The 25,743-nt window shown below is 61.0% G+C and carries 25 protein-coding genes; 6 read left to right on the forward strand and 19 right to left on the reverse strand.

Annotation, left to right across the window (positions count from 1 at the left end; genetic code table 11):
• Positions 1–79: 79 nt before the first annotated feature.
• Positions 80–820: a gamma-glutamylcyclotransferase gene (locus AB4Z13_RS12865; RefSeq protein ID WP_442206086.1), complete on the reverse strand. Its 741-nt coding sequence runs from the start codon at positions 818–820 to the stop codon at positions 80–82.
• 207 nt (positions 821–1,027) lie between these two features.
• Here AB4Z13_RS12865 and AB4Z13_RS12870 point away from each other — a divergent pair, with 207 nt between their 5' ends.
• Together AB4Z13_RS12870 and AB4Z13_RS12875 are read left to right on the forward strand one after the other, a co-directional pair.
• Positions 1,028–1,774, forward strand: coding sequence for a phosphotransferase family protein (locus tag AB4Z13_RS12870; RefSeq protein WP_442206087.1), 747 nt, complete (start codon positions 1,028–1,030; stop codon positions 1,772–1,774).
• Between the two features lie 202 nt (positions 1,775–1,976).
• Complete coding sequence (locus tag AB4Z13_RS12875; protein WP_442206088.1) at positions 1,977–2,243, forward strand: hypothetical protein; 267 nt, start codon at positions 1,977–1,979, stop codon at positions 2,241–2,243.
• Positions 2,244–2,276: 33 nt separating this feature from the next.
• Here AB4Z13_RS12875 and AB4Z13_RS12880 read toward each other — a convergent pair whose 3' ends face one another.
• The 3 genes from AB4Z13_RS12880 to znuC are packed head-to-tail and all read right to left on the reverse strand — an operon-like array spanning position 2,277 to position 4,451.
• Positions 2,277–2,675 (reverse strand): Fur family transcriptional regulator, encoded by a 399-nt coding sequence (locus AB4Z13_RS12880; protein ID WP_007814087.1) that lies wholly within the window; start codon positions 2,673–2,675, stop codon positions 2,277–2,279.
• Entirely contained in the window at positions 2,672–3,487 is an 816-nt protein-coding gene (gene znuB / locus AB4Z13_RS12885) for a zinc ABC transporter permease subunit ZnuB (RefSeq protein WP_113320639.1), read from the reverse strand. The genes AB4Z13_RS12880 and znuB overlap by 4 nt, the downstream gene beginning before the upstream one ends.
• On the reverse strand, positions 3,480–4,451 hold the full coding sequence (znuC, locus tag AB4Z13_RS12890; RefSeq protein ID WP_442206089.1) for a zinc ABC transporter ATP-binding protein ZnuC: 972 nt from the start codon (positions 4,449–4,451) through the stop codon (positions 3,480–3,482). Before znuC ends, znuB begins: the two co-directional genes overlap by 8 nt.
• A 102-nt stretch (positions 4,452–4,553) precedes the next feature.
• Between znuC and AB4Z13_RS12895 the strand changes: the two genes are divergently transcribed.
• From AB4Z13_RS12895 to AB4Z13_RS12905, 3 genes are all read left to right on the forward strand, one after another.
• Positions 4,554–5,555, forward strand: a complete 1,002-nt coding sequence (locus AB4Z13_RS12895; protein ID WP_442206090.1) for a zinc ABC transporter substrate-binding protein — start codon at positions 4,554–4,556, stop codon at positions 5,553–5,555.
• Positions 5,556–5,798: 243 nt separating this feature from the next.
• Positions 5,799–7,004 (forward strand): zinc metallochaperone GTPase ZigA, encoded by a 1,206-nt coding sequence (gene zigA, locus AB4Z13_RS12900; protein ID WP_442206091.1) that lies wholly within the window; start codon positions 5,799–5,801, stop codon positions 7,002–7,004.
• Positions 7,001–7,177, forward strand: coding sequence for a hypothetical protein (locus AB4Z13_RS12905; protein ID WP_442206092.1), 177 nt, complete (start codon positions 7,001–7,003; stop codon positions 7,175–7,177). The genes zigA and AB4Z13_RS12905 overlap by 4 nt, the downstream gene beginning before the upstream one ends.
• 88 nt (positions 7,178–7,265) lie before the next feature.
• On the opposite strand, the gene AB4Z13_RS12910 is transcribed toward AB4Z13_RS12905, so the two are convergent.
• From AB4Z13_RS12910 to AB4Z13_RS12960, 11 genes are all read right to left on the reverse strand, one after another.
• Positions 7,266–7,598, reverse strand: a complete 333-nt coding sequence (locus tag AB4Z13_RS12910) for an RcnB family protein (protein ID WP_113320644.1) — start codon at positions 7,596–7,598, stop codon at positions 7,266–7,268.
• A gap of 214 nt (positions 7,599–7,812) precedes the next feature.
• Positions 7,813–8,313, reverse strand: coding sequence for a GNAT family N-acetyltransferase (locus tag AB4Z13_RS12915; protein WP_442206093.1), 501 nt, complete (start codon positions 8,311–8,313; stop codon positions 7,813–7,815).
• A gap of 8 nt (positions 8,314–8,321) precedes the next feature.
• A complete protein-coding gene (locus AB4Z13_RS12920) occupies positions 8,322–9,935 on the reverse strand; it encodes a glycoside hydrolase family 43 protein (protein WP_439015793.1) in 1,614 nt (537 codons plus the stop codon).
• Positions 9,936–10,025: 90 nt separating this feature from the next.
• Positions 10,026–11,057 carry an L-glyceraldehyde 3-phosphate reductase gene (gene mgrA, locus AB4Z13_RS12925; protein ID WP_442206094.1) on the reverse strand — a complete coding sequence of 344 codons (1,032 nt, stop codon included), beginning with the start codon at positions 11,055–11,057 and terminating at the stop codon, positions 10,026–10,028.
• Between the two features lie 288 nt (positions 11,058–11,345).
• Positions 11,346–12,479 (reverse strand): Gfo/Idh/MocA family protein, encoded by a 1,134-nt coding sequence (locus tag AB4Z13_RS12930; RefSeq protein WP_442206095.1) that lies wholly within the window; start codon positions 12,477–12,479, stop codon positions 11,346–11,348.
• Positions 12,480–12,487: 8 nt separating this feature from the next.
• On the reverse strand, positions 12,488–13,252 hold the full coding sequence (locus tag AB4Z13_RS12935) for a sugar phosphate isomerase/epimerase family protein (RefSeq protein ID WP_442206096.1): 765 nt from the start codon (positions 13,250–13,252) through the stop codon (positions 12,488–12,490).
• 39 nt (positions 13,253–13,291) lie between these two features.
• Positions 13,292–15,757, reverse strand: a complete 2,466-nt coding sequence (locus AB4Z13_RS12940; protein WP_442206097.1) for a beta-mannosidase — start codon at positions 15,755–15,757, stop codon at positions 13,292–13,294.
• A 125-nt stretch (positions 15,758–15,882) separates the two neighbouring features.
• Positions 15,883–16,974, reverse strand: coding sequence for an ABC transporter ATP-binding protein (locus tag AB4Z13_RS12945; RefSeq protein WP_442206098.1), 1,092 nt, complete (start codon positions 16,972–16,974; stop codon positions 15,883–15,885).
• A 4-nt stretch (positions 16,975–16,978) separates the two neighbouring features.
• Positions 16,979–17,911 (reverse strand): carbohydrate ABC transporter permease, encoded by a 933-nt coding sequence (locus AB4Z13_RS12950; protein ID WP_439017251.1) that lies wholly within the window; start codon positions 17,909–17,911, stop codon positions 16,979–16,981.
• A 4-nt stretch (positions 17,912–17,915) separates the two neighbouring features.
• The gene (locus AB4Z13_RS12955) at positions 17,916–18,821 is read right to left on the reverse strand and encodes a carbohydrate ABC transporter permease (RefSeq protein ID WP_113320652.1); all 906 of its coding nucleotides are present in this window, start codon (positions 18,819–18,821) and stop codon (positions 17,916–17,918) included.
• A gap of 209 nt (positions 18,822–19,030) precedes the next feature.
• Entirely contained in the window at positions 19,031–20,266 is a 1,236-nt protein-coding gene (locus AB4Z13_RS12960) for an ABC transporter substrate-binding protein (protein ID WP_037099253.1), read from the reverse strand.
• A gap of 455 nt (positions 20,267–20,721) precedes the next feature.
• On the opposite strand from AB4Z13_RS12960, the gene AB4Z13_RS12965 reads away from it, so the two are divergent.
• Positions 20,722–21,762: a LacI family transcriptional regulator gene (locus AB4Z13_RS12965; protein ID WP_439015799.1), complete on the forward strand. Its 1,041-nt coding sequence runs from the start codon at positions 20,722–20,724 to the stop codon at positions 21,760–21,762.
• Positions 21,763–22,010: 248 nt separating this feature from the next.
• Here AB4Z13_RS12965 and pyrE read toward each other — a convergent pair whose 3' ends face one another.
• The 4 genes from pyrE to gndA form a co-directional block, all read right to left on the reverse strand.
• Positions 22,011–22,550 carry an orotate phosphoribosyltransferase gene (gene pyrE / locus AB4Z13_RS12970; RefSeq protein ID WP_442206099.1) on the reverse strand — a complete coding sequence of 180 codons (540 nt, stop codon included), beginning with the start codon at positions 22,548–22,550 and terminating at the stop codon, positions 22,011–22,013.
• A 445-nt stretch (positions 22,551–22,995) separates the two neighbouring features.
• Positions 22,996–23,460: a histidine kinase gene (locus tag AB4Z13_RS12975; protein ID WP_439015803.1), complete on the reverse strand. Its 465-nt coding sequence runs from the start codon at positions 23,458–23,460 to the stop codon at positions 22,996–22,998.
• Positions 23,461–23,784: 324 nt separating this feature from the next.
• A complete protein-coding gene (locus AB4Z13_RS12980; protein WP_113320676.1) occupies positions 23,785–24,183 on the reverse strand; it encodes a VOC family protein in 399 nt (132 codons plus the stop codon).
• Positions 24,184–24,267: 84 nt separating this feature from the next.
• Positions 24,268–25,698 (reverse strand): NADP-dependent phosphogluconate dehydrogenase, encoded by a 1,431-nt coding sequence (gndA, locus tag AB4Z13_RS12985; protein ID WP_439015804.1) that lies wholly within the window; start codon positions 25,696–25,698, stop codon positions 24,268–24,270.
• Positions 25,699–25,743 lie beyond the last annotated feature (45 nt).

The following is a 25,743-nucleotide window of genomic DNA, read 5'->3' on the forward strand; positions in this document are numbered from 1 at the left end:
GCCTGCGAAGGCTCCGCTATTCCAGCGGGGCCTTCAGCACATCGGCAATGTGGTCGAGGCCGGGTTAGGTCGCGGCTGATCAAACGTCCGCGGCGGGCAATTGCTGCAGCCTGCGTTGTGCCTCTTCCACCTCGACGGCGAGCTCTTCCAGAAGCTCGTCCCACATATCGAGCGCCCGCAGCCCGTCACGCGTGCGGAACAGGTAGTCGGCCGAGCTGCCGATACTGCCTGCGGCCGTCGCAAGCCGCTGAACGGTCGCTTCCCTGGAAAGGCCGCCGGCATAGGTGTTTGCCAGCGGGTTCATGGTGAAAGCGATGCCGCTTCCAAAACGGGCGCCCTCTTCATCAAGCAAATCGACCCAGCGCGGAGTATAGGCCTCGGCCACCATCTCCCGCCGCCACAGAATCTCCAGTTCGTGCACGACATCATCTTCTTCCAGACGCAAAGCCACGCCATCGCAGGCGCCGCCCGCGTCCAGCCCGAGTACGAGGCCCGGATTGTCGGGCGAGCCACGCCCGGAGACGGTGGCAAGGCAGAAGGATCGGCGCCAACCCTCGATGCGGGCTTTCCGGCTTTCGACGCTCAGAATGATCGGATTCCAGATCAGCGAGCCGTAGGCGAAAATCCAGACATCGCCCTCCGGCCGCTCGGCAAGCATCGATGCGAGCGATGCTCGCCGCTCCTCGTCGCTCAAAAGCCGGAGCGTCGGCGCCTCCCCGGCAATCAGGTCAGCGAAAGTGCCGCTCAGCAGCAGTTCGCGCGACAGGATTTCCTCGCCGCAGCAGGCGATCGCATCTGAGCTTTTCTTGTTGATGGTCATGACACTCCAATTCCCGGCCATGGACATCAGCAATGGCCCCCGCTTTGCCGCCATCATCCACGCCTTGGGCGCGGGATAAAGCCCGCCGGCGCAGACACAGTGTCTCCACAACCGGAACAATCAGAGCCATCTTCACCCTCCCTCTTCCCACCACAAAGATCAGCACCACATCGCTCTGGAAGACACTCCGGGAAATGGGAGCCCGACATGAGCGAAATCGGCCGTCTGCTCGGCGCCGGCAAGGAAGCGGAAGTCTATGAACATGGCACGCTGGCGCTGAAGCTCTACAGGCCTGGCCGCCCGAAGGCCCCAGCCTTCCGCGAGGCCGCCAATCTGGCCGTCGCCGAGCGGCTCTCGCTGCCCGCACCGAGGGTCCACGTCGTCGGCGATTATCACGGCCGCTGGGGCCTCTTGATGGATCGCGCGCCGGGCTTAAGCCTTGCCGATGAGATGATGCCGGAACCGCCGCTCTCAGCCATCAAGGAGATGGCAGCACTCCACCAACGCCTGCACAACGAACCCGGCGCCGGCCTTCCCTCGCTGAAATCAAGGCTGTCGGCCAATATCGAAAGCGCCGAACTTCTGACACCGGACCTGTGCGACCGACTGCTTCTTCTGACTGCCGCCCTGCCTGACGGCGACCGCGTGTGCCACGGCGACTTCCATCCCTGGAATATCCTGGGCTCCGGCGACGACGCCATGATCGTCGACTGGCTGGACGCCTGCAGCGGCAACCCGGCCGCCGATGTCTGCCGCACCTATCTACTGATGCGCCGCGTGCTCCCGGAAATCGCCGAAGCCTATGTCGTCATCTATGCAAAAGCGGCTGAGTTATCTCCGGACGAGATCTTCACCTGGCTGCCAGTCATCGCCGCCGCCCGTCTTGCAGAGGGTGTGCCCGAAGAGAATGAAGACTTGCTGCATCTCGCAGCACTCGCCCCCGTAGAGGCATAGGCAGGTCCCTTTCAAAGAAGGCCCAGCGCATTGCGAGGCCCTGCCCGCCTGAGAACATCAGGCTTAAGAGGGCTGCTGATTTCGATGGCCGTCTCAAATGCTTCGTTTTCCGTTGCGAATAACTCGCAATTATGTTTTGCTAATGCAAGTGATTAGCAATCGCAATTTCAAGCAGATTTTGGAAAGATCGTTGGGGGCGGTCGTGGCTGAGACCAAGGGAATCGACGATATGACGCGGGAAGAGATAGAGCAGTTGCTGCAGAAGCTCAGCAATATGCTCCACGCCTCGCCGATCGCCCACGCGGAAGGCAACAGCCTGTCGCAGGCAATGGAAAACCTTGCCGATCTTCTGGAGAATTACGATGCCATTTCCGGCGATGCGGATGAGATGGCAAACCGGATCGCTGAAGCGATAAAGATGGTCGGACAGGCCGATTTTATCCGTCCCGACGAAACGACGATCCACTAAGCATGGGCCCTATGCCCAGCTGCCGCTGCTGCTTCACGCAGCACAAGCCTCGCAAGTACCGCGGATCTCGATCGTCGTCTTCGCCGGCTTGAATTTCTGGCTGCGTACCCAGCCCATCAGCCGGTGATCCACCTCATGGTCGTGGAATTCGATCACCTGGCCGCAGCTTTCGCAGATTGCGAAGGCGACGATGCCGTGGCTGTGGCAATCCTCGCCGGGATGGGCGCAGGCGACGAAGGAGTTGATGCTTTCGAGCCGATGCACGACGCCATATTCGAGCAGCTTTTCCAGCGCCCGGTAGACCTGAAGCGGCGCACGAAAACCCTGGTCGCGCAGCTTGTCGAGGATCGTATAGGCGCTGAGCGGCCCCTCGGCCTTTTCGAGCACGTCGAAGACGAGTGACTGGTTGCGGGTGAGCTGAGGTGCGTTCATGAGCCTTGTCCTTGCAGATCCCTGCGCCCGCGCCAGGCGGGAAGCAGGCTCAGAATGAAGAGAATGAGGGCCGCCACCACGATCGACGGGCCTGACGGCGTGTCATAGGTCAGCGAACCGAAGAGCCCGCCGACGACGGCGACGGCGCCGATCAGCGAAGCGAGAATGGCCATCAGTTCCGGCGTCGAGGAGAAGCGTCGCGCCGTTGCCGCCGGAATGATCAGCAGCGAAGTGATCAGCATGATGCCGACGATCTTCATGGCAATGGCGATGACGACGGCCATCAGGAGCATGAAGAACAGCCGCGCCCGCTCGGGCTGCAGACCCTCGGCCTCCGCCAGTTCCGGATTGACGGTGGCTGCGAGCAGTGGCCGCCAGAGCCAGGCGATGGCCGCCAGCACGAAGATGCCGCCGCCCCAGATCAGCGCGATATCAACAGTCGAAACCGCCAGAATATCGCCAAACAGGAAGGCGATGAGATCGATGCGCACCCAGCTCATGAAGGCGACCATGACGAGGCCGATGGCAAGGGTTGCATGCGAGAGGATGCCGAGCAGCGCATCGGCCGACAGCGCCTGGCGCTTCTGGAGGAAGAGCAGCAGGATCGAGACGACGGCGGCAACAACGAAGACGGCAAGCGTCAGGTTGAAATCAAAGAGCAGCGAGAGTGCGACGCCGAGCAGCGCCGAATGGGCGATCGTATCCCCGAAATAGGCCATGCGCCGCCAGATGATGAAGCAGCCGAGCGGCCCCGTCGTCAGCGCCAGGCCGACACCGGCGAGAATGGCGCGCACGAAGAAATCGTCAAGCATGACGGTTCTCCCCGTTCTTGGCCCCGCTCTGCGAATGGGCATGAGCCTCCGCATTCGCATGATCCCCGTCAGCGTGCGCATGGGCATGAGCGTCCGCGTGATCGTGCGAATGCGCATGATCGTGCCCGTGGTCATGGTGATGCCCATCTTCGGGATGGCAATGATCCGTCACCGAGCCGTCTTCATGCAGCACGCGTCCGTCAGGCAGATGCGTATGGTCGTGATGATGGCTGTAGACGGCAAGCGTCGGCGCTGCCCGGCTGCCGAAGAGACGCACATATTCCGGGCTCTGGCTCACCGCCTGCGGCGTGCCGCGGCAGCAGACATGGCCGTTCAGGCAGATGACGGTATCCGTCTCCGCCATGACGACATGCAGATCATGCGAGATCAGCAGGATGCCGCAACCGGTCGTATTGCGGATCGACTTGATGAGCTCGTAAAGGGCGATCTCGCCGGCGAAATCCACCCCCTGCACCGGCTCGTCGAGCACCAGAAGATCGGGCTTGCGGGCAATGGCGCGCGCCATCAGCGCCCGCTGGAATTCGCCGCCGGAGAGATGCTGCACCTGCGCATCCAGCATATGCGCCATGCCAGCGGCTTCGAGCGCGGCCATGATATCGGCCTCGGGCAATGGCCCGGTCAGCGTCATCAGCCGGCGCACGGAAAGCGGCAACGTCCAGTCCACCGCAAGCTTCTGCGGCACATAGCCGACCTTGAGGCCGGCAATGCGGGTCACCCTGCCTTCGTCCGGCTTCAGCACGCCGATCGCAGCCTTGGCGCTCGTCGATTTGCCGGAGCCGTTCGGGCCGATCAGCGTGACGATTTCGCCGCGCGAAACGGAGAAATCCACACCACGCACCAGCCACCGGCCGCTGCGGCGAATGCCGACGTTCTCAAGCGAAACCAGCGGTTCGGCCCGGATACCGGCGGCGCTGCCAGCGGGGTTATTTGCGGGAGAGAGCATCAAATTTTCCGAAAGTGCTGTTGCGTCCTGCTATTGCACACGTTATAGCATAACGCAATTGATGTAATAACATAACAATTGCAATTCAAGCGGAGCATGCTGATGAAACTGGCGGTGGGCCTTACCCTCGCAATCGCGGCCTTCCTCTTCGCCGGGTCCCTCCAGGCGGCCGATGCACCCGTCGTCGTTACCTCGATCAAGCCGGTCCATTCGCTGGTTTCGGCCATCATGCAGGGCGTCGGCAAGCCGGAGCTGATCGTCGATGGCGCAGCCTCCCCGCACACCTATAATCTGAAACCCTCCAATGCCCGCGCCCTGCAGGAAGCCAAGGTGATCTTCTGGGTCGGCCCCGGCCTCGAAGCCTTCCTCGAAAAGCCGCTGGAATCGCTGGGTTCCGACGCCATTGTCGCCCGGCTCGACAACGCGCCCGGTCTCGTGAAGCTGCCCTTCCGCGAAGGCGGTGCCTTTGAGGCGCACGATGATGGCGACGAGCACGATAATGCTTCCGCTGACGAACATGCCGAAGCCGGTCACGACCACGATCATGCCGAGGTAGATCATGACCACGACCACGGTGACCATGGCGCCTTCGACACCCATCTCTGGCTCGACCCCATGAATGCCAAGGCGATGGCCACCGAGATCACCACCACGCTGGTTGCCGCCGACCCCGCAAATGCGCTGACCTATGAGGCCAATGCCAAGGCGCTGGATGACAAGCTCGATGCGCTGGACAAGGAAATCGCTGCGACGGTGTCGACGGTGAAGGACAAGCCCTTCATCGTCTTCCACGATGCCTATCAGTATTTCGAGCACCGCTACCATATCCGCGTCGCCGGCTCGATCACCGTCAGCCCGGAGACCATTCCGGGGGCGGAGCGCGTCTCGGAGATCCACAAGAAGGTCGGTGATCTCGGCGCCACCTGCGTCTTCGCCGAGCCGCAATTCGAACCGCGCCTCGTCGATGTCGTCATCGAGGGCACCAAGGCGAAATCAGGCGTGCTGGACCCAGAAGCCGCCACCCTGCCCGCAGGTCCCGATCTCTACTTCACCCTCATGCGCGGCATCGCTGACAGCATGAAGAACTGCCTTGCCAGCGCATGACGGGAAAATCGGAAACGATTTTCGATAAGGATCATGCGCCACTGAAAACGCATAGGCCTGGCGGAAGATCGGTGCCGATCTTGCCCCCGGGATGCAGTAGGAAACAGTGACAGTGCGCCTCCGCGCCCTGCCGGACTTGCAGCTCTCCCCGCGAGCGCTGCGGCGAAAGAAGGCGGCGACACCCCCGTTCCGCCTTTTTTTGTCAAAAATAAATGTTACGTTATAACATAAAGCGAGATTACAATGGAGAACAGACTTCCAGTCACCGTGCTCTCAGGCTTCCTCGGCGCCGGCAAGACGACGCTGCTCAATCATGTTCTCGGGAATCGCGAGGGCATGCGCGTCGCCGTCATCGTCAACGATATGAGCGAGGTGAATATCGATGCCGCCCTTGTGCGCGATGGCGGCGCCAATCTTTCTCGTACCGAGGAGCAGCTGGTGGAGATGACCAATGGCTGCATCTGCTGCACGCTCCGCGATGACCTCCTGAAGGAAGTGCGCCAGCTCGCCGAGCAGGGCCGCTTCGACTACCTGCTGATCGAATCGACCGGCATTGCCGAGCCCCTGCCCGTCGCCACCACCTTCGAATTCCGCGACGAGAATGAGGCAAGCCTCTCGGATGTCGCCCTCCTCGATACGATGGTAACCGTCGTCGATGCCGCCAACCTGCTCGCCGATTACGCCTCGGCCGATTTCCTCGCCGACCGCGGCGAGACCGCCGGCGACGGCGACAACAGGACGATCGTCGACCTGCTCGTCGAGCAGATCGAATTCGCCGATATCGTCGTGCTGAACAAGATCGGCACGGCGAGCGAAGAGCAACGCGATGCTGCCCGGAAAATCATCACCGGCTTAAACCCGGATGCCCGCCTCATCGAGACGGATTTCGGCAAGGTATCGCTGAAGGATGTGCTCGGCACCGGCCGCTTCGATATCGACAAAGCCGAGACCCATCCGCTCTGGTACAAGGAGCTGCACGGTTTCAAAGATCACGTGCCGGAAACCGAGGAATACGGCATCCGCTCCTTCGTCTACCGCGAAAGGCGCCCCTTCCACCCCGCAAAACTGCAGGCCTTCCTCGACCGCACCTGGCCGGGCGTGGTGCGCGCCAAGGGCTTCTTCTGGCTGGCGACCCGCCCGCACCATGTCGGCGAAATCAGCCAGGCCGGCGCCATCATCCGCACCGGCAAGATGGGCCTCTGGTGGGCGGCAGTCCCGCGCGAGCAATGGCCGCAGGAAACCGCCTTCCTGCGCGCCATCAGCCCCTACCTCGACCCCGTCTGGGGCGACCGGCGCCAGGAAATCGTCTTCATCGGCGCCGACCCGATGGATGAAGCCTGGATCAGGCGGGAGCTCGATTCTTGTCTGATGGAAAGCGATGCCTTCACGCCGGAGCGCTGGCGAAATCTGCCGGATCCGTTCGCGAGCTGGAGCCGGCAGGCAGCATGAGGGCAACGGCAATCAAACCCTACCGGTGCCTGTGCACCGAGTGCGAACCGCTGCCGCCGATCGAGGGGCTGCATCCGCTGACCTATGGGGATGCGGAGAGTGAGGCGCCAAAGCCGAAGGGATTGCTCGGCATGATCGCCGAGCGTGTGATTTCGTCGCGAAAGCAGGATTAGGCATTGAGCGTTGTATCGTGGGACGCCGAGCCTCACAAAACAAAAAAGGGCGGCCGAAGCCGCCCCTTTTTCCAGGTCCTGCGTGAGCTCAGCGATTGGCGGCGATGATGCTGGTGATCACACCGGTGGCGACGCCGACGAGAAGGTAGTCGTTATCGGCCCTCACCCAGTGATAGCCGCGCGGCGGCGGTGCCAGGCGGTAACGGCGGTAGTCGCGGACTTCACCGTAGCGGCCGCGCTCGGCAGCGGACATGCGATAACCCTTGGACCAGTGATGCCGACGGACGACCTTTTTCTCGACGACGACCTTCTTGTGGACGACGACCGGCGGACGGCGGTGATCGGCCGCACTTGCTTCCGATGCGACGATCGGCGAGAGCAGGAAAGAGGCGGAAAGAAGAGCTGCAAAAATCTTTTTCATGGGGCTTCCTCGTGTTGAACACGCCCCGAAACTACGTCTTCGAAAATGAACGAAATCTGAAAATAAAATTAAAGATCTGTAATGAAATCGGTAGCTTATGCCGGATTCCTAATATCCTAATTTCACACTAATATGTGATGGCGAGATCATGCCGCCAGAGATCACGACTATGTAATCAGGCGTGATGAGAATGGCATTGCGGCGTGATGGCCGCCTACCGGAAGATCAGCGCCATGTTGATGACATCCGTGTACTCGCCATCGACGCAGAAGGCATCGCGGCTCACCCCTTCCCGCACGAAGCCAACCCTCTCATAAAGCCGGATCGCCCGCGCATTATCGGCATGCACGCCGAATTCGATGCGCACCATACCCACCTCACGCCCGCCCGCTATCGCCGCCTCGATGAGGCGGCGGCCGAGTCCCTGCCCGCGATAAGCGGGAAGCAGGCCCATGCCGAGCGAGCCGCGATGGACATGCGAAGGAAAGAAATGCCTGCGGATATCGCACCAGCCGACCACCTCGCCGCCATCGACAGCGACGAGGTTCACATTACCCGCGGTAATCGAGGCCAGCGCGAACTTGCGCGTCTCCTCCAGCGAGGGCGCCTGGAGAAGGCTCAGATATTTCCGCTCGCGCGCCACCGTATCGAGAACCCGGTGAAAGCCCTCGATATGCTCCTCGCTCATCGGCTCGATGCGGATATCGCCTGCCATCGCGGCCCTCACAGTTCCTCGTAGTTGAACCAGTCGAAATCGGCCGTCTTTGCCCGGCCCGACGTATCGAAAGCGAGGATGCCCGCGAAGGCGCCGGTAAACGAGCCATGCTCGCCGCGCCCGCCTTCATCCGAGACGACGCCGGCATCGAGAACCGGGCCGATCGGCTGCCAGGCGCCCTTGCCTTCCGTCTGCCAGAAGAACTGCAGGTCGTTGTCGCGGATTTCCATGGAAAGCTGCACGCGGCCATCGGCCGGGATCGCCACGCCCGCATCGGCGGGGAACGTCATGCGGCCGTTCGGATAGTCGCCATCGCAGGAGAAGATCGTGACACAGCGGCCGAGCTTCTCATGCAGCGTCACCACGACGGCATGGAACTTGTGGCGGTTATAGTAGTGCGTCAGGCCTGCCACCTGCTGATATGTATCCGGCGCAAACTCCACCACCGTTTCGGCGCGGAAACTGTGATGCTCCTGCCGGCGGGCGACAAGCGCCTGCTCGAACCAGGAGCCGACGCTTTCGCGGCCGATCAGCCGCAGATGGCCGGGACGGTCCGTGAGGTTGAAGATGCGCTCCGGCTGCGGCGTGCGCAGCCACTGGAAATCATCAGGCAGCTTGCCGCCATCGAAGGAATATTCGCTGCGCATCGGCTTTTCCGCCCGCACAGCACCGCCAAGCCCCGGCACCTCGACATCAGGAACCGTCGTGCCGTTTTCGAGGTAGAGCCAGCCATCCTCACGCCAGACGCATTTCTGCAGCGCCGTCTCACGCCCCAGCGTGCAGCGACGCTTCGGCGGCAACGGCCGGCCGCAGAGATGTGTGTGATAGACCTGGCCATCTGATGTTTCGACGTACTGCCCGTGCCCTGCTCTTTGCAGCACCGCTTCCGGATTGTCCTTGGACGTGATCAGGTGCCGGTTCGGATGCAGCTCGTAGGGGCCGTCGATATTGCGCGAACGCGCCATCGTTACCGCGTGGTCATAGCCCGTGCCGCCCTCGGCGGTCGTCAGATAGTACCAGCCGTTCTTGCGGAAGAGATGCGGCCCTTCGACGAGGCCGAGCGGGCTGCCGGCAAAGATATTCTTGATCGGGCCTTTCAGCGTCTTCGTCTGCGGGTCCCATTCCTGCAGCAGGATGCCGTCGAAGGCCGGCGATTTCGGCGAGCCGCCATAGCTTTCTGTACGGTGGTTCCACTGCATGTTGATGAACCACTTGCGGCCGTCCTCGTCATGGAAGAGCGACGGATCGAAGCCCGAGGAATTGACATAGATGGGCTCGGACCATTCGCCCTCGATGGTGGGCGAAGTCACGATGTAGTTATGCGCATCCTTGAAGTTGCCGTCGAAGCGCTTGACGTCGGTATAGACGAGCCAGAACTGTCCGTCGGCATAGGAAAGGCATGGCGCCCAGATGCCGCAACTATCAGGATTGCCGCGCATGTCGAGCTGCGAGGCCCGCTCCAGCGGCCGCCGCACCAGCTTCCAGTTCACCAGATCGCGCGAATGGTGGATCTGCACGCCCGGATACCATTCGAAGGTGGAGGTCGCGATGTAATAGTCGTCGCCGACGCGGCAAATGGACGGATCGGGATTGAATCCAGGCAAGATGGGATTGCGGATCATGGCGGCTCCTCCGTTGAGCAACAATTTTTGCTGCACGTACATCAAATTATAACAGAAAAACGCCCGGGGTTTTGCCCCGGGCGATCAAAACTAATCCAGCTCTGCGGACTTGGCCCAGAGGTTGATGTCGGCCTCCTTGGCATAGACATCGATCTGCTTCAGCTCCTCTGCCGAGAACTCGAGATTGTCGAGTGCGGCAACGCAATCGACGATCTGAGAGGAGCGGCTGGCGCCGATCAGCGCCGAGGTCACGCGCCCGCCGCGCAGCACCCAGGCGATCGCCATCTGCGCCAGCGTTTGGCCGCGCTTCTCGGCGATCTCGTTGAGCTTCCTGATATTGTCGATGATCGAAGGGCGGATGAAATCCTTCTTGAGGAAGTGGTTCTGTGCCGCACGGCTGTCGGCGGGAATACCGCCGAGATATTTCGTCGTCAGCATGCCCTGGGCGAGCGGCGAGAACACGATCGAGCCCATGCCGACCTCGTCGAGCGTATCGAGCAGTTTGTCATCCTCGACCCAACGGTTGAGCATGGAATAGCTCGGCTGGTGGATGAGGCAAGGCGTTCCCAGATCCTTCAAGATCGCGGCCGCCTCGCGGGTGCGCTGCGAATTATAGGAGGAAATGCCGACATAGAGTGCGCGGCCGGAACGCACGATATAGTCAAGCGCGCCACAGGTCTCTTCCAGCGGGGTGTCCGGATCGAAACGGTGCGAATAGAAGATATCGACATAGTCGAGACCCATGCGCTGCAGGCTCTGGTCGCAGGAAGCGATCAGATACTTGCGGCTGCCCCACTCGCCGTAAGGACCCGGCCACATGTCGTAACCTGCCTTGGACGAGATGATCAGTTGGTCGCGGAGACCAGCAAAATCGGTGCGCAGGATTTCGCCGAACGCGGTCTCGGCGCTGCCGGGAGGCGGGCCGTAATTATTGGCGAGGTCGAAATGGGTGATGCCGAGATCGAAGGCCGTGCGGCACATATCGACCTTGCGGTCATGCGGGGTGTCACCGCCGAAATTGTGCCAGAGGCCGAGGGAAACGGCCGGGAGCTTCAGGCCGGAACGGCCCGTGCGGTTATACTTCATCTTCGAATATCGGTCTTCGGCCGGTTGCCAGCTCATCTGAGGTCTCCTCAACCTGTAAAAGTGCTTCTCTTTCGTATCCCGCACCAAGCGGCAGTCGAAAGCTAAAAACGTCGCCGCCCTCATGTCAGGCAAAGCGCGACGGCACTATTGGATTAAGCACGCCGATACGGCAAGCGCGTGGCGCGTGTTCTCGACAGCTTCACTCACTGACGCTGCCTGATGGCAAGCCCTATCAGCCGACACCGTCATGTCAGGGCCTGGCCTGACATGACGAGATTATTGTCCGAGCGCACCGCGCGACAAGCGCACGGCGCAGCCCTCACCTTACTTCAACAGCGCCTGCGCCTCTTCGATGCCGAGAGCCGCCGGCTGTGTGCAGGTCGTCTTGAGCTCCACGAACCGGCCTTCCGCACCCGACTTCAGGATCGAGGTCATGATGTCGACGCCGTGCAGGGTGCGGTCGAGCGAGCAGCGTGCATCGCGGCCCTCGATCAGCGCCATGGCCATGTCGGCAAGGCCGGCGGTGCGGTAGTTGGCGCGCGGGCCGTTCGGGCTTTCCTGGTTGAACTTGCCGAACGGGTGATCCCAGGCGCCGAGTGCCTTGATGTCCTTGTCGCGGCCGCTTGCCTCGACGACACCGCCAAAGAAGTTCGGATCCGGCACGTAGAGCGATCCGTCCGTGCCGTAGAGCTCCATATTGGCATGGCGGTGCGACCAGACATCCCAGCTCGCCGTCAGCGTCACGGTGGCACCCGAGACGAATTCGAGCAGCGCCTGGATCGTCGTCGGCGTCTTGACCGGGATGGTCTCGCCGTTGCGCGGCTGGCTGGTGATGGTGCGGGTTTCCGACGCCATCGAGGTCAAGCCAGCAACACGCTTCACCGGTCCGATCAGGTTGATCAGGTTGGCGATGTAATACGGACCCATGTCGAGGATCGGGCCGCCGCCCGGCAGGAAGAAGAAGTCCGGGTTCGGGTGCCACATTTCCATGCCCGGGCCCATGACGTAGCAGGCGCCGGACGTGATGCGGCCGATACCGCCGTCATCGACGAACTTGCGGGCAAGCTGATGCGCGCCCCCGAGGAAAGTATCCGGGGCGCAGCCGACCGAAAGCCCCTTCTCCCTGGCGATGCGGCGAAGCTCTTCGCCCTGCTCCAGCGAGAGAACCAGCGGCTTTTCCGAATAGACATGCTTGCCGGCTTCGAGTGCGGCCTTCGACACCGGATAATGCGCATCCGGGATCGTCAGGTTGACGACGACGTCGATCTCGTCATTGGCGAGAAGCTCTTCGATCGTCTGTGCCGTCACGCCATATTCCTCGGCGCGATGCTTTGCGGCCTGCACATTGATATCGGCGCAGGCAAGCACCTTCAGCCCCTTGAAGAGCGGTGCGAGTGAAAAGTAGGTGGTGGAGATGTTGCCGCATCCGATGATGCCGACGCCAAGTTCCTTGGTCATGGTCTGCCTCAGTAGGTCTTGAAGGAAGCAATCGAGCGCGTGATGTTGCGGTCGATATCATTCGGGTTGTCGTGCTCGACGACGAAATGCTTGGCCTTGGTCTTTGCCTTGACGACCGGAAGCAGCTTCGCCCAGCCGATCGTGCCATGGCCGACATCGGCCCAGCCGCCTTCGTCAGTGGCTTCGCCAGCCGGTGCGATGTCCTTGACGTGGACAGCGCTGATACGGGAGCCAAGCTTCTCGACCCAGGCATAGGGATCCGCACCGCCGCGAACGACCCAGGCGATATCCGCTTCCCAGGTGATGCCTGGCGCGCCTTCGAAGATGCGCTCGATCGGCAGCGAGCCGTCGGAAAGCTTCACGAATTCGAAGTCGTGATTGTGCCAGCCGAATTCATAGCCCGCATCCTTGTAGGGCTTGCTCATTTCCTGCAGGCGCTTGCCGAAGGCGAGCCAGCCGGCAGCATCCGTCGGGCGCTGGTCGGGCATCAGGTGCGGCGCATAGATGGAATCCATGCCGAGGATCTTGGCGATCTGCAGCGACTTCTCGACATTGCCGTCGAGGAAATCGGGGCTGAAATGGCCAGTCGCCATCACGAGGCCGTTCTTGTCGAGTTCGGCGCGCAGGTTCTTCAGACCGGCCTCGTCGAGTTCGGCATAAATGCCGCCGAAGCCTTCGACTTCGCCGTAGCCGGCCTTGCCGAGCTTTTCAAAGATCGCCGACAGCGGCGGGAAATTGCGGGCGCTATAAAGCTGATAGCTGAGCTTGGTCATGTCATCCTCCTCGGGCCTCGTGCCCGTTCTCACGTAAGATCAATCTGCCGACTGGCAGGAATGCAGGTCGTAGAAGCGGAATTCCGGCAGCTTGCCCTCTTCGAGCGGTTTTGCCGGCGTAAAGGTGATGCGGCGGCTTTCGCCAGCTGCAAGGTCGAAGGCATTGTCGGAATATTTGCCGTCCACGTCCGTCTCGATCATCACGAAGAGCGCCAATCCCTTGGCGGTGACGTCGATATCGATCGAGCCGTTCTCGTCGACGAATTCGCGGATGACGGAAAGGCCCGCCGGTTCCAGTTCCAGCGCTTTGTAGGTGCCGTTGACGAAATGCCCCTCGCCGCCCATGCCGTTCGAGGCCGTGAAGTGCCAGGCAAGCAGCGTACCGGGGGGTATCTCGGAAATGTCGAGCGTCGCTGCAGTGCAGGCCGCATCCGGCGCGCACATGGCCTGCACGTTCTTCAGGTGCTTGCGTTCGCCCTTCATCGTCAGGATGGAGATGGCGAGATCGGCGCTGACCTCGGCAAGCGTATCATTGACCAGCGAGAAGCGGATCGACTTGCCGTCGTCGGACGGAATGGCGGCAACCGCCACCGGCTGGAAGAAGCGCTTGACGAGATAGTGCATTGCCTTCCAGCGGCCACCGTAGTCTAGGCTCGACCAGGAGGCCACAGGCCAGGTGTCGTTGAGCTGCCAGTAGATCGTGCCCATGCAATGGGGTTTCAGCGAGCGCCAATATTCCACCGCCGTCTTGATCGCCAGACCCTGCTGGATTTGGCTGAGATAGACGAAATTCGGGAAATCCTTCGGGAAACGGAAGTAACGGAACATCGTGCCGGCAATGCGCTCGTTGCCGCCGGCATTCTTCTGGTGCAGCTCCATGACGGGCGATGCCACGTTCATGTCCTTGGCGTCGGCATAGGTCTTGATAACAGGCAGCGACGTGTAGGACTGGAAACCGAATTCCGAGCAGAAGCGCGGCCGCACCGAGCGGTAATTGTCGAACGACTTGTTCTCGTGCCAGACCGACCAGTAATGCATGTCGCCGGAACCATCGGCATGCCAGGCATCGCCGAAATCGAGATAACCGGAAGCCGGGCTCGACGGCCACCACAGGGCGCCAGGCATCGCCTTCTTCACAGACTGTTCGATGGTGCGGTTCAGGCGGTCGTAGGAAACGAGATAGCGGTCACGATCCCTACGGGACTCCTCAAACCAGGTGAGCGCGCCGACGAGCTCGTTATCGCCGCACCAGAGCGCGATCGAGGCATGCGAGGACAGCCGGCGAACCTGGTAATCCACCTCGACGGCGACATTCTCGAGGAAGTCTTCGGTCGAGGGATAAAGGTTGCAGGCGAACATGAAGTCCTGCCAGACCATCAGGCCAAGGCGATCGCAGATATCGTAGAACCAGTCGTGCTCGTAGAAGCCGCCGCCCCACACACGGATCATGTTCATGTTGGCGGCCTTGGCCGATTGCAGCAGGTCCTCGGTCTTCTCCTGCGACGAGAGCGAGAACAGCGCATCGGCCGGGATCCAGTTGGCGCCGCGGCAGAAGATTTCGTGACCATTGACCTTGAAGGCGAAACGGCTGCCGGCGGCATCGGGCGTGGTGATCAGCTCGATGGTGCGCAAGCCGATCTGCTTCGTCACGCTGTCGGAGCCAAGCTCGACGGTGAGAGTATAAAGCGCCTGCTCGCCGCTGCCGGATGGCCACCAGAGACGCGGATTGTCGATCTGGAAGACGTGGTTGATGTCAGCCTCGCCGGGGTTGACGCCAACATCGAGCCGCACACGCTCGCCATCGAGATCGAAATAGAGCTGGGCGATGCCGGCATTCTTGGCGTAGAGCGTCGCCGTCACCTGCAGTTCCACCGAGCCATCGGCATTATGCGTCTGGCGTGTCAGCACATGCTCAATGCGCGCCGTCTCCAGCTTCTTCAGCGCGATCGTGCCATAGAGGCCGAGAGGGGCAATGGCGATATTCCAGTCCCAGCCGAAATGGCATTGCGGCTTGCGCAGCATGTTGCCGTCAGGGATCGGCGAGTTGCCGGTGCTATAGGGAATGTAGAAGGGCTGCTTCTTCTGCCGTTCGGCACCGGTGGCAATGCTTGAGGCAAAGACGATGCGGATCGTGTTCTCGCCCTTCTTCAGCATGCTCGAAACATCCGGCCTGTAGCGGCGGAAGCTGTTATCGGCTTCGAGCGCCAGGAAGCCGTTGACGTGAACGCTGGCGACCGTGTCGAGGTAGTCGATGTCGAGATACCAGTCGCCCTCGGCATCAGGAAGCGTGAAGCTGCGCTCGACCACCCATTCGCGCTGGGCGACCCACTGCACCTTTTCCTCGTTACGACCGAAATAGGGATCCGGGATCAGTCCCGCGCGGTGAAGCGCGGTGTGCACGTCGCCCGGCAGCGTGATGACGCTGCGAATCTCGCCATCGGCGGAGGCAAGCTGCCACGAGCCCGAAAGTTCGATGTTGAAACCGTTCTTCGGCAAGGATGTCATAGTCTTATCCTGATCGGGCCGCTCCTGGGAGTGCCGGACAAGCCGGACTGCGGCCGAATTTGGCTGGCCTGACGGCCGATTGGAGGATCGGGCGGCACTGTTTCCGGCGCCGCCTGCAGAACTTTCTAGAGGCGCAGTTCGCTTTCGGCGTCGAAGACCGAGGCGAGCGACATGTCGAAGCTGAGCTTCACCTTGGCTCCGACGTTGAAGCGGCGCGCACCGTTGATGCGTACCGACATCGTGTGACCAGCATGTTTCAGCCACAGAAGATTGTCCGCGCCCATCGGTTCCTCGATGTCGACAGTGGCGTCATGCTCTTCACCACCGGTATTCTCGTTGACCTTGATGTGTTCGGGGCGAACGCCAAGCACCACCTTGCGGCCGGGCTGCAGCTTATCGTAGCCGTCATAGGCGGCAAGCGAGAAATTGACGCCATTGGCGGTAAAGGCGATGCCGTCACCCGATTTGATCAACTCGCCGTGCAGGAAGTTCATCGACGGTGAGCCGATGAAGCCGGCGACGAAGAGATTGCGCGGCTTGTTGTAGATCGTCGTCGGATCGTCGAGCTGCTGGATGATGCCGCTCTTCATGATGGCGATACGGTCAGCCAGCGTCAGTGCCTCGATCTGGTCATGCGTGACGTAGATCATCGTGTTCTTCAGCGACTGGTGCAGACGCTTGATTTCGACGCGCAGTTCCGAGCGCAACTTCGCATCGAGGTTCGACAGCGGCTCGTCGAAGAGGAAGACATCGACATCGCGCACCAGAGCACGGCCGATCGCCACACGCTGGCGCTGACCACCGGAAAGCTCGGCGGGCTTGCGCTTCAACAACGGCTGGATCTGCAGGATCTCGGAGGCACGTGCCACACGCTTGTCGATCTCGACCTGCGGCACCTTGGCGACGCGAAGGCCGAAGGAGAGGTTCTTTTCAACCGTCATCTGCGGATAAAGTGCATAGGACTGGAAGACCATGCCGATGCCGCGGTCCTTCGGCTCTTCCCAGGTGACGTTCTTGCCCTTGATGAAGATCTGCCCTTCCGAAGCGTCGAGCAGGCCGGCGATGCAGTTCAGCAAGGTCGACTTGCCGCAGCCGGACGAGCCGAGCAGCACCAGGAATTCGCCGTCTTCGATATCAAGGTTGAGATCCTTCAGCACGCTGACCGCGCCAAAATTCAGCGACAGATCCTTGATGGAAACGCTTGCATTCATATTCATGAGATCAACCCTTCACTGCGCCGGCGGCGATGCCGCGGACGAAAAGCCGCCCCGACACGAAGTAGACGATGAGCGGCACGAGTCCCGTGAGGATCGTTGCCGCCATGTTGACGTTGTATTCCTTCACGCCCTGGACGGAATTGACGATGTTGTTGAGCTGCACGGTCATCGGATAGGTATCCGGCCGGGTGAAGACCACGCCGAACAGGAAGTCGTTCCAGATGCCGGTCACCTGCAGGATCATCGCGACGACGAAGATCGGCAGCGACATCGGCAGCATGATCTTCAGGAAGATCTGCCAGAAGCCCGCCCCGTCGACACGCGCCGCCTTGAAGAGTTCCTCAGGCAGCGACACGAAGTAGTTGCGGAAGAGCAGCGTCAGAATCGGCATGCCGAAGATCGAATGCACGATGACGAGGCCGGTGAGCGACCCGTAGATGCCGATTTCGCGCAGGATGATGACGATCGGATAGATCATTACCTGATAGGGAATGAAGGCGCCGATGATGAGGACCGAGAAGAAGAATTCCGATCCCTTGAAGCGCCAGTTCGCCAGCGCATAACCATTGACCGAGGCGATCGCGATCGAAACGATGACCGAGGGAACGGTGATGCGTACCGAGTTCCAGAAACCGCGCGAAAGACCGTCGCAGTTGAGGCCGGTGCAGGCCGTCGCCCAGGCCTTGACCCAGGGTTCGAAGGTGATTTCCATCGGTGGCGCGAAAATGTTGCCGAGCCGGATCTCCGGCATCCCCTTGAGCGAGGTCACGACCATCACGTAGAGCGGGATCATGTAATAGACGGCGGCCACAAAAAGCGAGCCGTAGACGATGATGTTGCGGGCCGAAACCACCGGCCGCGGCTTTGGCCCGGCCGGACCGGAAACCGACTTCTTCTCGAAGGGAGTGTCGCCGCCGTTGACGGCCTTGAGAGCGATATTGTCAGCCACGTTTGCGCCCTCCGCCAAATTCCAGATATGCCCAGGGAATGACGATGATCGCCACTGTCAGCAGCATCATGGTCGAAGCTGCGAAGCCCTGACCGAGATTCTGTGCCTGGAACATGTAGTCGTAGACGTATTTCGCCGGCACTTCCGACGAGATGCCCGGACCGCCGCTGGTCTGGGCGACGACGAGGTCGTAGACCTTGACGATGCCGCTGGCGATGATGACGAGCGTGGTGATGAAGACCGGCCGCATCATCGGAATGATGACGAAGAGATAGGTCCGCCACATGGGAATGCCATCGACGCGGGAAGCCTTCCAGATATCTTCGTCGATGCCACGAAGCCCTGCGAGCATCAGGCACATCACGAGGCCGGTGCCCTGCCAGAGGGCGGCGATCAGCACCCCGTAGATGACGATTTCCGACGTATAGAGCGGGTCGAAACTGAAGCTTGTCCACCCCAGTGACCGTACGACCGCCTGTACGCCGAATTCCGGGTTCAGGATCCACTGCCACACGAGACCGGTGACGATGAAGGACAGCGCAAAGGGATAGAGGAAGATCGTGCGGAACGTGTTCTCGAAACGGATCTTCTGATCCATGAGAGCCGCCAGCATGAAACCGATGACCAGACTGAAGATCAGCGACAGAATGCCGTAGATCGCCAGGTTCTCGATGGACACGACCCAGCGCGGAGCGGCCCAGAGACGCTGATATTGCTCGATGCCCACGAAGTTCAATCGCGGCAGAAGCTTGGAATTGGTGAAGGAATAAACCACCGTCCAGATCGTGCCACCGAGAAAGATGACCATGGAGGTGAGGATCATGGGAATGGAGGCAATCTTGGAATTCAGATTGCGAAATAGTTTAAACGGTCGGCCGGCTTTCGCTTGACCTGTCATTGAGCTTCCTCCTGAAGCACAGTCGCTTCGGTGATCGCGGCTCCATCCGAAGACGGCCACCCTTCCCGCCCCTGTCGCAACCGCCATGCGGTCTTGGCGCGATCGCAGCCGGGTGTGGCGTGCCGTCGCCGGAAGGATCAGAGATCCGGGCGGCGCGATCCGGCCCTGCAACATGCAGGACCGGACCTGATGGGCTTGAGGACCGAGGATCAGTCGGCGGCGGCGATGATGTCGGCGAAGCGCTTCTGCGCTGCGTCGGGCGTCATCGTGTTATTGGCGAAGAACTCGGCGAAGAGGTCTTCGATCTGCTTTGTCGTATCGGGCGAAACGAGCTGATCAGAGCTGGTAACGATATTGCCCTTGGAGAGGATATCGAGACCCTTCTTCATGCAGTCGTTTGCGGCCGAGATATCGACGTCGCCGCGAACCGGCAGCGAGCCCTTCTTCAGATTGAAGGCAACCTGGGTCTTGGGGTCGAGAAGTGTGGCGGCAAGCACGTCCTGAGCCTTCGCCTTCTCGGCATCCTTCTGGAGCGGGAAGTAGAAGGCGTCACCGCTGGTCGAGATGATCTCGTTCACGCCGAGGCCCGGAAGGCAGGTATAGTCCTTGCCGGCAACCTGTTTGGCGACCTGGAATTCGCCCTGCGCCCAGTCACCCATGATCTGGCCGCCGGCCTTGCCGGTGATGACGAGGTTGGTGGCCTGGTTCCAGTCCTGCACGTTGCTGCCCTTGGACATGCGGCGTGCATCGTCGGCAGCCTTGAAGACCTTGGCAATCTCGGGGCCGGCTGCCACCTTGGCATCCTTGTCCTTGAAGACCTTCAGGTAGTTGTCCTTGCCGCCGATGGCGATCATCAAAACGTTGAAGGCGCCGCTTGCCTGCCAGCCCTGACCGCCGACTGCAAGAGGAACGATCCCGGCCTTCTCAAGAGCCGGAGCGGCAGCGACGAATTCATCCCAGTTCTTCGGAACCGCAACGCCGGCCTTCTGGAAGGCGGCATTCGACAGCCACAGCCACTGCCAGGAGTGGATGTTGACGGGGGCGCAATAGATCTTGCCGTCGATCGTGCAGGAATCGAGCAGGGTCGACGGACGGATGATTTCCTTCCACTTGCCTGCGGTCGCCACATCGGTCAGATCCTTCATGAGGCCGGCCTGGACGAGTTCCTCGGCCTGACGGCCGTGGTTGAACTGGGTCGCACCCATCGGGTCACCGCCGGTGATGCGGCTGATCATGATCGGACGCGCGGTGCTGCCGGAACCGGCGATTGCGCCGTCTACCCAGTGGTTGCCGGTGGCATCGAATGCCTTTGCCAGCTCAGCCACAGCGGCAGCTTCACCGCCCGAGGTCCACCAATGGGTGACTTCGAGATCGGTTGCCTTGGCGGCACCAAACGGAATGGCTACGGAAGCGGCAAGCACAGCCGCCATCATACGGATTTTCATGAGTTCTCCTCCCTCACTGAAACGTTGCCGGAAAAACTTAGAGCAATCGATTTATCCGCGCAACCGCCCGCTCGCAAAATTTTCTGTGAAAGGCAGAATTACAGCCTATGAGGGCAATCACCAGTTCCGCCTTTGCTCAATAAGAAAAGCGTAAGCAAGCGATTTCGCAATTGCGGCATTATGCTAAAATAATGATTTTGCTATTTAATTTTTGATTAATCTGACAATTCCGGCCTTTCAGCATTTCGCGGGTGCAAAAAATCGCGCGCCGGACATGCGATTCAACCAGAGAGCACCACTATGCAACGTTGATCAGAAAAAAGGCTCGACATTTCTACTGTATCGTTACAGATTGTCTCGCTCAGGGAGGAGAGCTTTTTCAGCGCCGGCGTACTTACAGCGCAGCAAAAAGTCTCTATAAGGCGAAGCAAATCGCGTGAGGCGGGCCTAAAGGGATGGAAAACAACGGAAATTTCGGCGGAGCGGCATCCGGTTCCGTTCCGCGCGAGCGCCCGACATTGAAGACGATCGCCTTCATGACGGGCCTTGGCGTTACGACCGTATCGCGGGCACTGAAAGATGCACCGGATATTGGCGCTGAAACCAAGGAACGGGTGCGTATGGTCGCCCGCCAGCTCGGCTATCAGCCGAACCGGGCCGGTGTGCGCCTGAGAACAGGCAAGACCAACGTAATTGCCCTCGTCCTCAGCATCGATGAGGAGATCATGGGCTTTTCCAGCCAGATGGTCTTCGGCATTTCCGAAGTGCTGACCGGCACGCCCTACCACATCGTCGTCACCCCGCATTCGCACAGCAAGGACCCCATGCTGCCGGTGCGCTATATCCTCGACACAGGCTCCGCAGACGGTGTCATCATCTCGCGCGTCGAGCCTGACGATCCGCGCGTGCGCCTGCTCGCCGAAAGCGGCATGCCCTTTACCGCCCACGGCCGCACCGATGCCGGCCTCGTGCACCCCTACCACGATTTCGACAACGAGGCTTACGCCCATCAGGCCGTGCAGAAGCTCGTCAACCGCGGCCGCAAGCGCATTGCCCTGCTGCAGCCGCCGAGCAAGCTCACCTATTACACCCATACCCGCATCGGCTTTCAGACCGGCCTGCACGATTATGGCGCCGAGGAAGTGCCGCTACGCGCCAATATCGACGCCCCGCTCGCCGAAATCCGCGACGCCGTGGAGCAGCTGATGCGCTCCCCCGGCGCACCTGATGGCATCGTCTCGTCAGCCGGCAGCGCCACCATCGCCGTCAACGCCGGCATCGAAGCCGCCGGCAAACGCCTCGGCCACGACGTCGACCTCGTCTCCAAGCAATCCGCCCCGATCCTCAACTGGATCCGCCCCGAGATCATCACCGCCTACGAAGACGTCCGCCACGCCGGCCGCGAGATGGCCAAGCAGGTGATCGCGCGGATCGATGGCGTGGATGCGGAACTGTTGCAGAGTATCAGCAAGCCGGAATGGCCGGACGGGCGGTAGGCTGATCCAAACGCAAATCCGCGAAACCACCGGCCATGGCCATAGAAGCGATCTTCTTCGACGTCGGTGAAACACTCGTCGATGAAACCCGGCAGTGGTTCTCCTGGGCCGACTGGCTCGCCGCCGGCCCCGCCTGACCTTCGCCGCAGCCCTCGGCGCAGTGATCGCCGAAGGCCAGCACGTCTTTCCCGGTAAGGCTCGCCGGACGATTTGTGCCTGTGCCGAAAAACCGGTCTCCAGCAGCCCGCCTACCGCGCATTCTCCAGATCGGCCCGCGTAAACACTGGATACACGGCAAGCCTCGGCACGCCCTCGATGCGCGCAGCCCCCTCGCCGCGCCAGATCGCGCAGACGACGCCGAGGACCTTGGCCTTCTCGCCGACCGCCATCCGATAGGCATCGGCCACCGCCCCGCCCGTGCTGATCACATCCTCGATGAAAGTCACGCGCCGGCCGACCACGTCCTGCCCTTCGATCGCCCGGCAGGTGCCGTAGGTCTTGGCTTCCTTGCGGATGAAGGCGGCTGGCAGGCCGGTTTCCAGCGAGATCGCGGTCACGAGCGGTACGCCGCCGAGCTCCAGCCCGGCGATGATCTCCGTATCCGCGGGCAAAAGGGCCGCCATTGCCTGCGCCAGCGGCTTCAGAAGGGCCGGTGTGCCTTCGAAGCGGTACTTGTCGAAATAGCGGTTGGAAACCTGGCCAGAGCGGAGGACGAATTCGCCCTCCAATGTTGCGATTTCAGAGATTTGCCGGGCCAATGCCGCATGGTCGACGGATGCCTTGATCATTTCTACCCCTTCAGAAAGTGCTGGCTCACAACGCTGCTTCGCACAGAGGAATGCCCTACACATGCGCATTCCCGCAACAGTGTCGCTGCGATTTGTGCCGGTATGAACAGGGCAGTTATGGGCGCGACGATGATGGGACAGAGTCCGGCTTCCGCGGCAGGCCTACGATGGCGGGATGAGCGCTTGTGCTCGGCAGGCCGACAGCGGCAATTAACGGGCCTGCCGGACTATCGCTCCGCAGCCAATTCGCGCGAAACCCGCTCAGCCTCCTCGATATCGGCACGTGAATGCTTGCCATCTGCTCCCCGCGTCGACGGCTCGCAAACGGCGATCGGGGCGTGTCAAAGCACCGGAAAGGCAAGGTCATATGCCGGGAGCACGGAGCCCAGGAAACGGCTGGTGAACTATGCTCTCGGCACGACGAGGCTGTAGATGGCCCGCCTATTTACTGCTTGGGCTTTTCGGATTCCCAATTGAGAAAGAAGCCGACATCGCCCGGCATGCCGCTCGGAAAATTGACGACGACAGCCTTCAGCTTATAGCCCTGCGGCCGCCCGTATTTCTCGTAGCGCTCGTAGAATTCCTTAGCTTTTCCCTGCAGCGTTTCCGGCCAGTTATCGGCGCCGTTATTGATGGCGCGGCCGCTGTCGGTGCAGTAGTCGGACGAGAACTGATAGACCAGCGCTTCCGTCTTTCCGTCCCTCAGGGCATTATCGACCAGTCGCCGCACGATCTGGATTTCGTTTTCGGTGACATGCTTGAACATAAAATCATTGACGAGGTCGAAATGACTTTTCTCCTTCGCCTCCGTCGCTCGCGTCGCCTTCTGCTTCATCGCCTCCTGAAGATCGCGCAGATCCTGCGCGCTCGGCGGCATCTCGTTTGGGTCAGAGCTTTTCCTGTCCGACATTCCGTGTCTCCCTCTCGGTTCAAAGGAACAACGCAACGCCACGCAGTTAGTCCTTCATGGAACTAGTCAAACGTCGGGAACAACAGCCGATTCTTGAGCAGTTCCCCGCCTGAACAAGAGGATTACCCGATAAGGACTATGTGCAAGCGTCTGATGGTGAGACCAGCGCCTTATGACATTGCTGCTAAAGCCTGTACGCACTGCTAATAGTTCTAACACCTAATATTAGTGCCAATTCGAATCGGCAGCAATTAGGGCGATTGCGTACACACTTGCAGCGCGAGGTAACGGATAACACAGTGGCACCTCTCAGCCGAGCAACCGTCACTCCGCCTGATTGAAAACCGCCTCCACACGATACCCGTCGGGATCGATCACGAAGGCCGCAAAGTAATTCGGCCCATAATGCTGCCGAAGCCCCGGCCCGCCATTATCCACGCCGCCATTGGCAAGGGCTGCCGCATAAAAGGCGATAACCGACTGCCGGTCGGGTGCCGCAAAGGCGAGATGGAAACCGGCACCTGGCGCGCCCTGCCCCGCTTCCACCGATTTGAGCGCCAGCTTGTCGCCACCACCGGGCACGCCATAACCGACAGCCTGCCCGACCTCGCCGGGACGCAAGTCCTCCCAGACCCTGATATAGCCGAGCGCGCCGAGCGCAGCATCGTAAAACCGCGCGGCTCTCTCGATATTGCCAACCCCGAAGGATGCATGGTGAAGCATGTCGAAAACCTCCCGTTCGCCGTCGGCCTTATAGCAAAAAGCCCGGCACGATGGCCGGGCTCTTCATCTTTATCCTGACAAACCTCAGAAGGTCGATGCACCGCTGCCCCAGGGGCCATGGTGGAAGTCCTTGCCGTCGAGGCGGTCGAAGCCGTGGGCGCCGAAGAAGTCGCGCTGCGCCTGGATCAGGTTCGCGGTGCCGCGGCCCTGGCGGTAGGCGTCGAAATAGCTGAGCGCCGAGGCAAGCGCCGGAACCGGCAGGCCGGCGGCAAGTGCTGCGGTCACGACGCGGCGCAGCGCCGGGATCGATTCCTTGACCATGCCGGAGAAGGCAGGCGTGACGATGAGGTTTGCAGCGTCAGGCGCATCGGTAAACGCCTTGGTGATCTCGTCGAGGAACTGCGAGCGGATGATGCAGCCGGCGCGCCAGATACGGGCGATCGTCGGCATCGGCAGCGACCAGTTGAACTCCTTGGAGGCTTCCGCCATGACGGCAAAGCCCTGCGCATAGGCGCCGATCTTGCCGGCAAACAGCGCCAGTTCCAGATCCTTGTTGAACTCGGGGCCATAGGCGATCGGGAAGGCAGCACCGAGATCACCGAAGATCTTTTCGGCGGCGACGCGCTGTTCCTTCATCGACGACAGGCTGCGGGCAGCGACGGCGGCTTCGATGCCGGTTGCCGGAATGCCCATGTTCTGCGCTTCGATCGCCGACCACTTGCCGGTGCCCTTCTGGCCGGCCTTGTCGAGAATCATGTCGACCATCGGCGTCTTGGAGATCGGATCCTGGGCGGCCAGAACCTTCTCGGAAATCTCGATCAAGTAGGAATTCAGGCGACCCTTGTTCCACGCGCCGAAGATGCCGGAGATCTCCGCAGCACTCTTGCCGAGGCCATCGCGCAGGATGCCGTAGATTTCGGCGATCATCTGCATGTCGGCATATTCGATGCCGTTATGGATCGTCTTGACGAAATGGCCGGCGCCATCATTGCCGAGCCAGGCGACGCAGGGGTCGCCATCATACTTGGCGGCAATCGAGGTCAGAACCTTCTCGACGCGCTTCCACGAATCTTCCGTGCCGCCGACCATGATCGACGGGCCGTGGCGGGCACCTTCCTCACCGCCCGAAACGCCCATGCCGATGAAGGTCAGGCCGGTATCCTTGAGGCGGTCGAAGCGGGCGACCGTATCGCGGAAGTTGGCGTTGCCGGCATCGATCATGATGTCGTTCTTCTGAAGATGCGGGCGTAGCGCCTCCATCTGCTGGTCCACGGCATCGCCCGCCTTGATCATGATGATGATCGGGCGCGGCGGGCGGATTGCCTCGACGAACTCCTCGATCGTCTTGCAGGGAATGATCTGCTTCTTGAGATCGCCGGCGCTCTCGTAGAATTCATCCGTTTTTTCAGGCGTGCGGTTGAAAACCGCGATCTTGTTGCCCTTTTCCGCAATGTTGAGAGCCAGGTTGGAACCCATGACGGCGAGGCCGATCAGTCCGATTTCTGCCTTTTCCACGACAAACCTCCGATGAGTGAAATGGTGCGATGTTGTGGCACTCTC

This window comes from Rhizobium sp. YAF28, assembly GCF_052113285.1.
GTDB lineage: Bacteria > Pseudomonadota > Alphaproteobacteria > Rhizobiales > Rhizobiaceae > Rhizobium.

Excerpts from the sequence above, each read along its gene's own strand:
- AB4Z13_RS12955 (WP_113320652.1), bottom strand. The coding sequence starts at position 18,821 with ATGACAGGTCAAGCGAAAGCCGGCCGACCGTTTAAACTATTTCGCAAT.
- znuC (WP_442206089.1), bottom strand. The coding sequence starts at position 4,451 with ATGCTCTCTCCCGCAAATAACCCCGCTGGCAGCGCCGCCGGTATCCGG.
- AB4Z13_RS12975 (WP_439015803.1), bottom strand. The coding sequence starts at position 23,460 with ATGTCGGACAGGAAAAGCTCTGACCCAAACGAGATGCCGCCGAGCGCG.
- AB4Z13_RS12905 (WP_442206092.1), top strand. The coding sequence starts at position 7,001 with ATGAGGGCAACGGCAATCAAACCCTACCGGTGCCTGTGCACCGAGTGC.
- AB4Z13_RS12865 (WP_442206086.1), bottom strand. The coding sequence starts at position 820 with ATGACCATCAACAAGAAAAGCTCAGATGCGATCGCCTGCTGCGGCGAG.
- AB4Z13_RS12895 (WP_442206090.1), top strand. The coding sequence starts at position 4,554 with ATGAAACTGGCGGTGGGCCTTACCCTCGCAATCGCGGCCTTCCTCTTC.
- AB4Z13_RS12880 (WP_007814087.1), bottom strand. The coding sequence starts at position 2,675 with ATGAACGCACCTCAGCTCACCCGCAACCAGTCACTCGTCTTCGACGTG.
- AB4Z13_RS12915 (WP_442206093.1), bottom strand. The coding sequence starts at position 8,313 with ATGGCAGGCGATATCCGCATCGAGCCGATGAGCGAGGAGCATATCGAG.
- AB4Z13_RS12935 (WP_442206096.1), bottom strand. The coding sequence starts at position 13,252 with ATGACCAAGCTCAGCTATCAGCTTTATAGCGCCCGCAATTTCCCGCCG.
- AB4Z13_RS12940 (WP_442206097.1), bottom strand. The coding sequence starts at position 15,757 with ATGACATCCTTGCCGAAGAACGGTTTCAACATCGAACTTTCGGGCTCG.
- AB4Z13_RS12960 (WP_037099253.1), bottom strand. The coding sequence starts at position 20,266 with ATGAAAATCCGTATGATGGCGGCTGTGCTTGCCGCTTCCGTAGCCATT.
- mgrA (WP_442206094.1), bottom strand. The coding sequence starts at position 11,057 with ATGAGCTGGCAACCGGCCGAAGACCGATATTCGAAGATGAAGTATAAC.
- AB4Z13_RS12910 (WP_113320644.1), bottom strand. The coding sequence starts at position 7,598 with ATGAAAAAGATTTTTGCAGCTCTTCTTTCCGCCTCTTTCCTGCTCTCG.
- AB4Z13_RS12930 (WP_442206095.1), bottom strand. The coding sequence starts at position 12,479 with ATGACCAAGGAACTTGGCGTCGGCATCATCGGATGCGGCAACATCTCC.
- znuB (WP_113320639.1), bottom strand. The coding sequence starts at position 3,487 with ATGCTTGACGATTTCTTCGTGCGCGCCATTCTCGCCGGTGTCGGCCTG.
- zigA (WP_442206091.1), top strand. The coding sequence starts at position 5,799 with ATGGAGAACAGACTTCCAGTCACCGTGCTCTCAGGCTTCCTCGGCGCC.
- pyrE (WP_442206099.1), bottom strand. The coding sequence starts at position 22,550 with ATGATCAAGGCATCCGTCGACCATGCGGCATTGGCCCGGCAAATCTCT.
- AB4Z13_RS12945 (WP_442206098.1), bottom strand. The coding sequence starts at position 16,974 with ATGAATATGAATGCAAGCGTTTCCATCAAGGATCTGTCGCTGAATTTT.
- AB4Z13_RS12870 (WP_442206087.1), top strand. The coding sequence starts at position 1,028 with ATGAGCGAAATCGGCCGTCTGCTCGGCGCCGGCAAGGAAGCGGAAGTC.
- AB4Z13_RS12980 (WP_113320676.1), bottom strand. The coding sequence starts at position 24,183 with ATGCTTCACCATGCATCCTTCGGGGTTGGCAATATCGAGAGAGCCGCG.
- AB4Z13_RS12965 (WP_439015799.1), top strand. The coding sequence starts at position 20,722 with ATGGAAAACAACGGAAATTTCGGCGGAGCGGCATCCGGTTCCGTTCCG.
- AB4Z13_RS12920 (WP_439015793.1), bottom strand. The coding sequence starts at position 9,935 with ATGATCCGCAATCCCATCTTGCCTGGATTCAATCCCGATCCGTCCATT.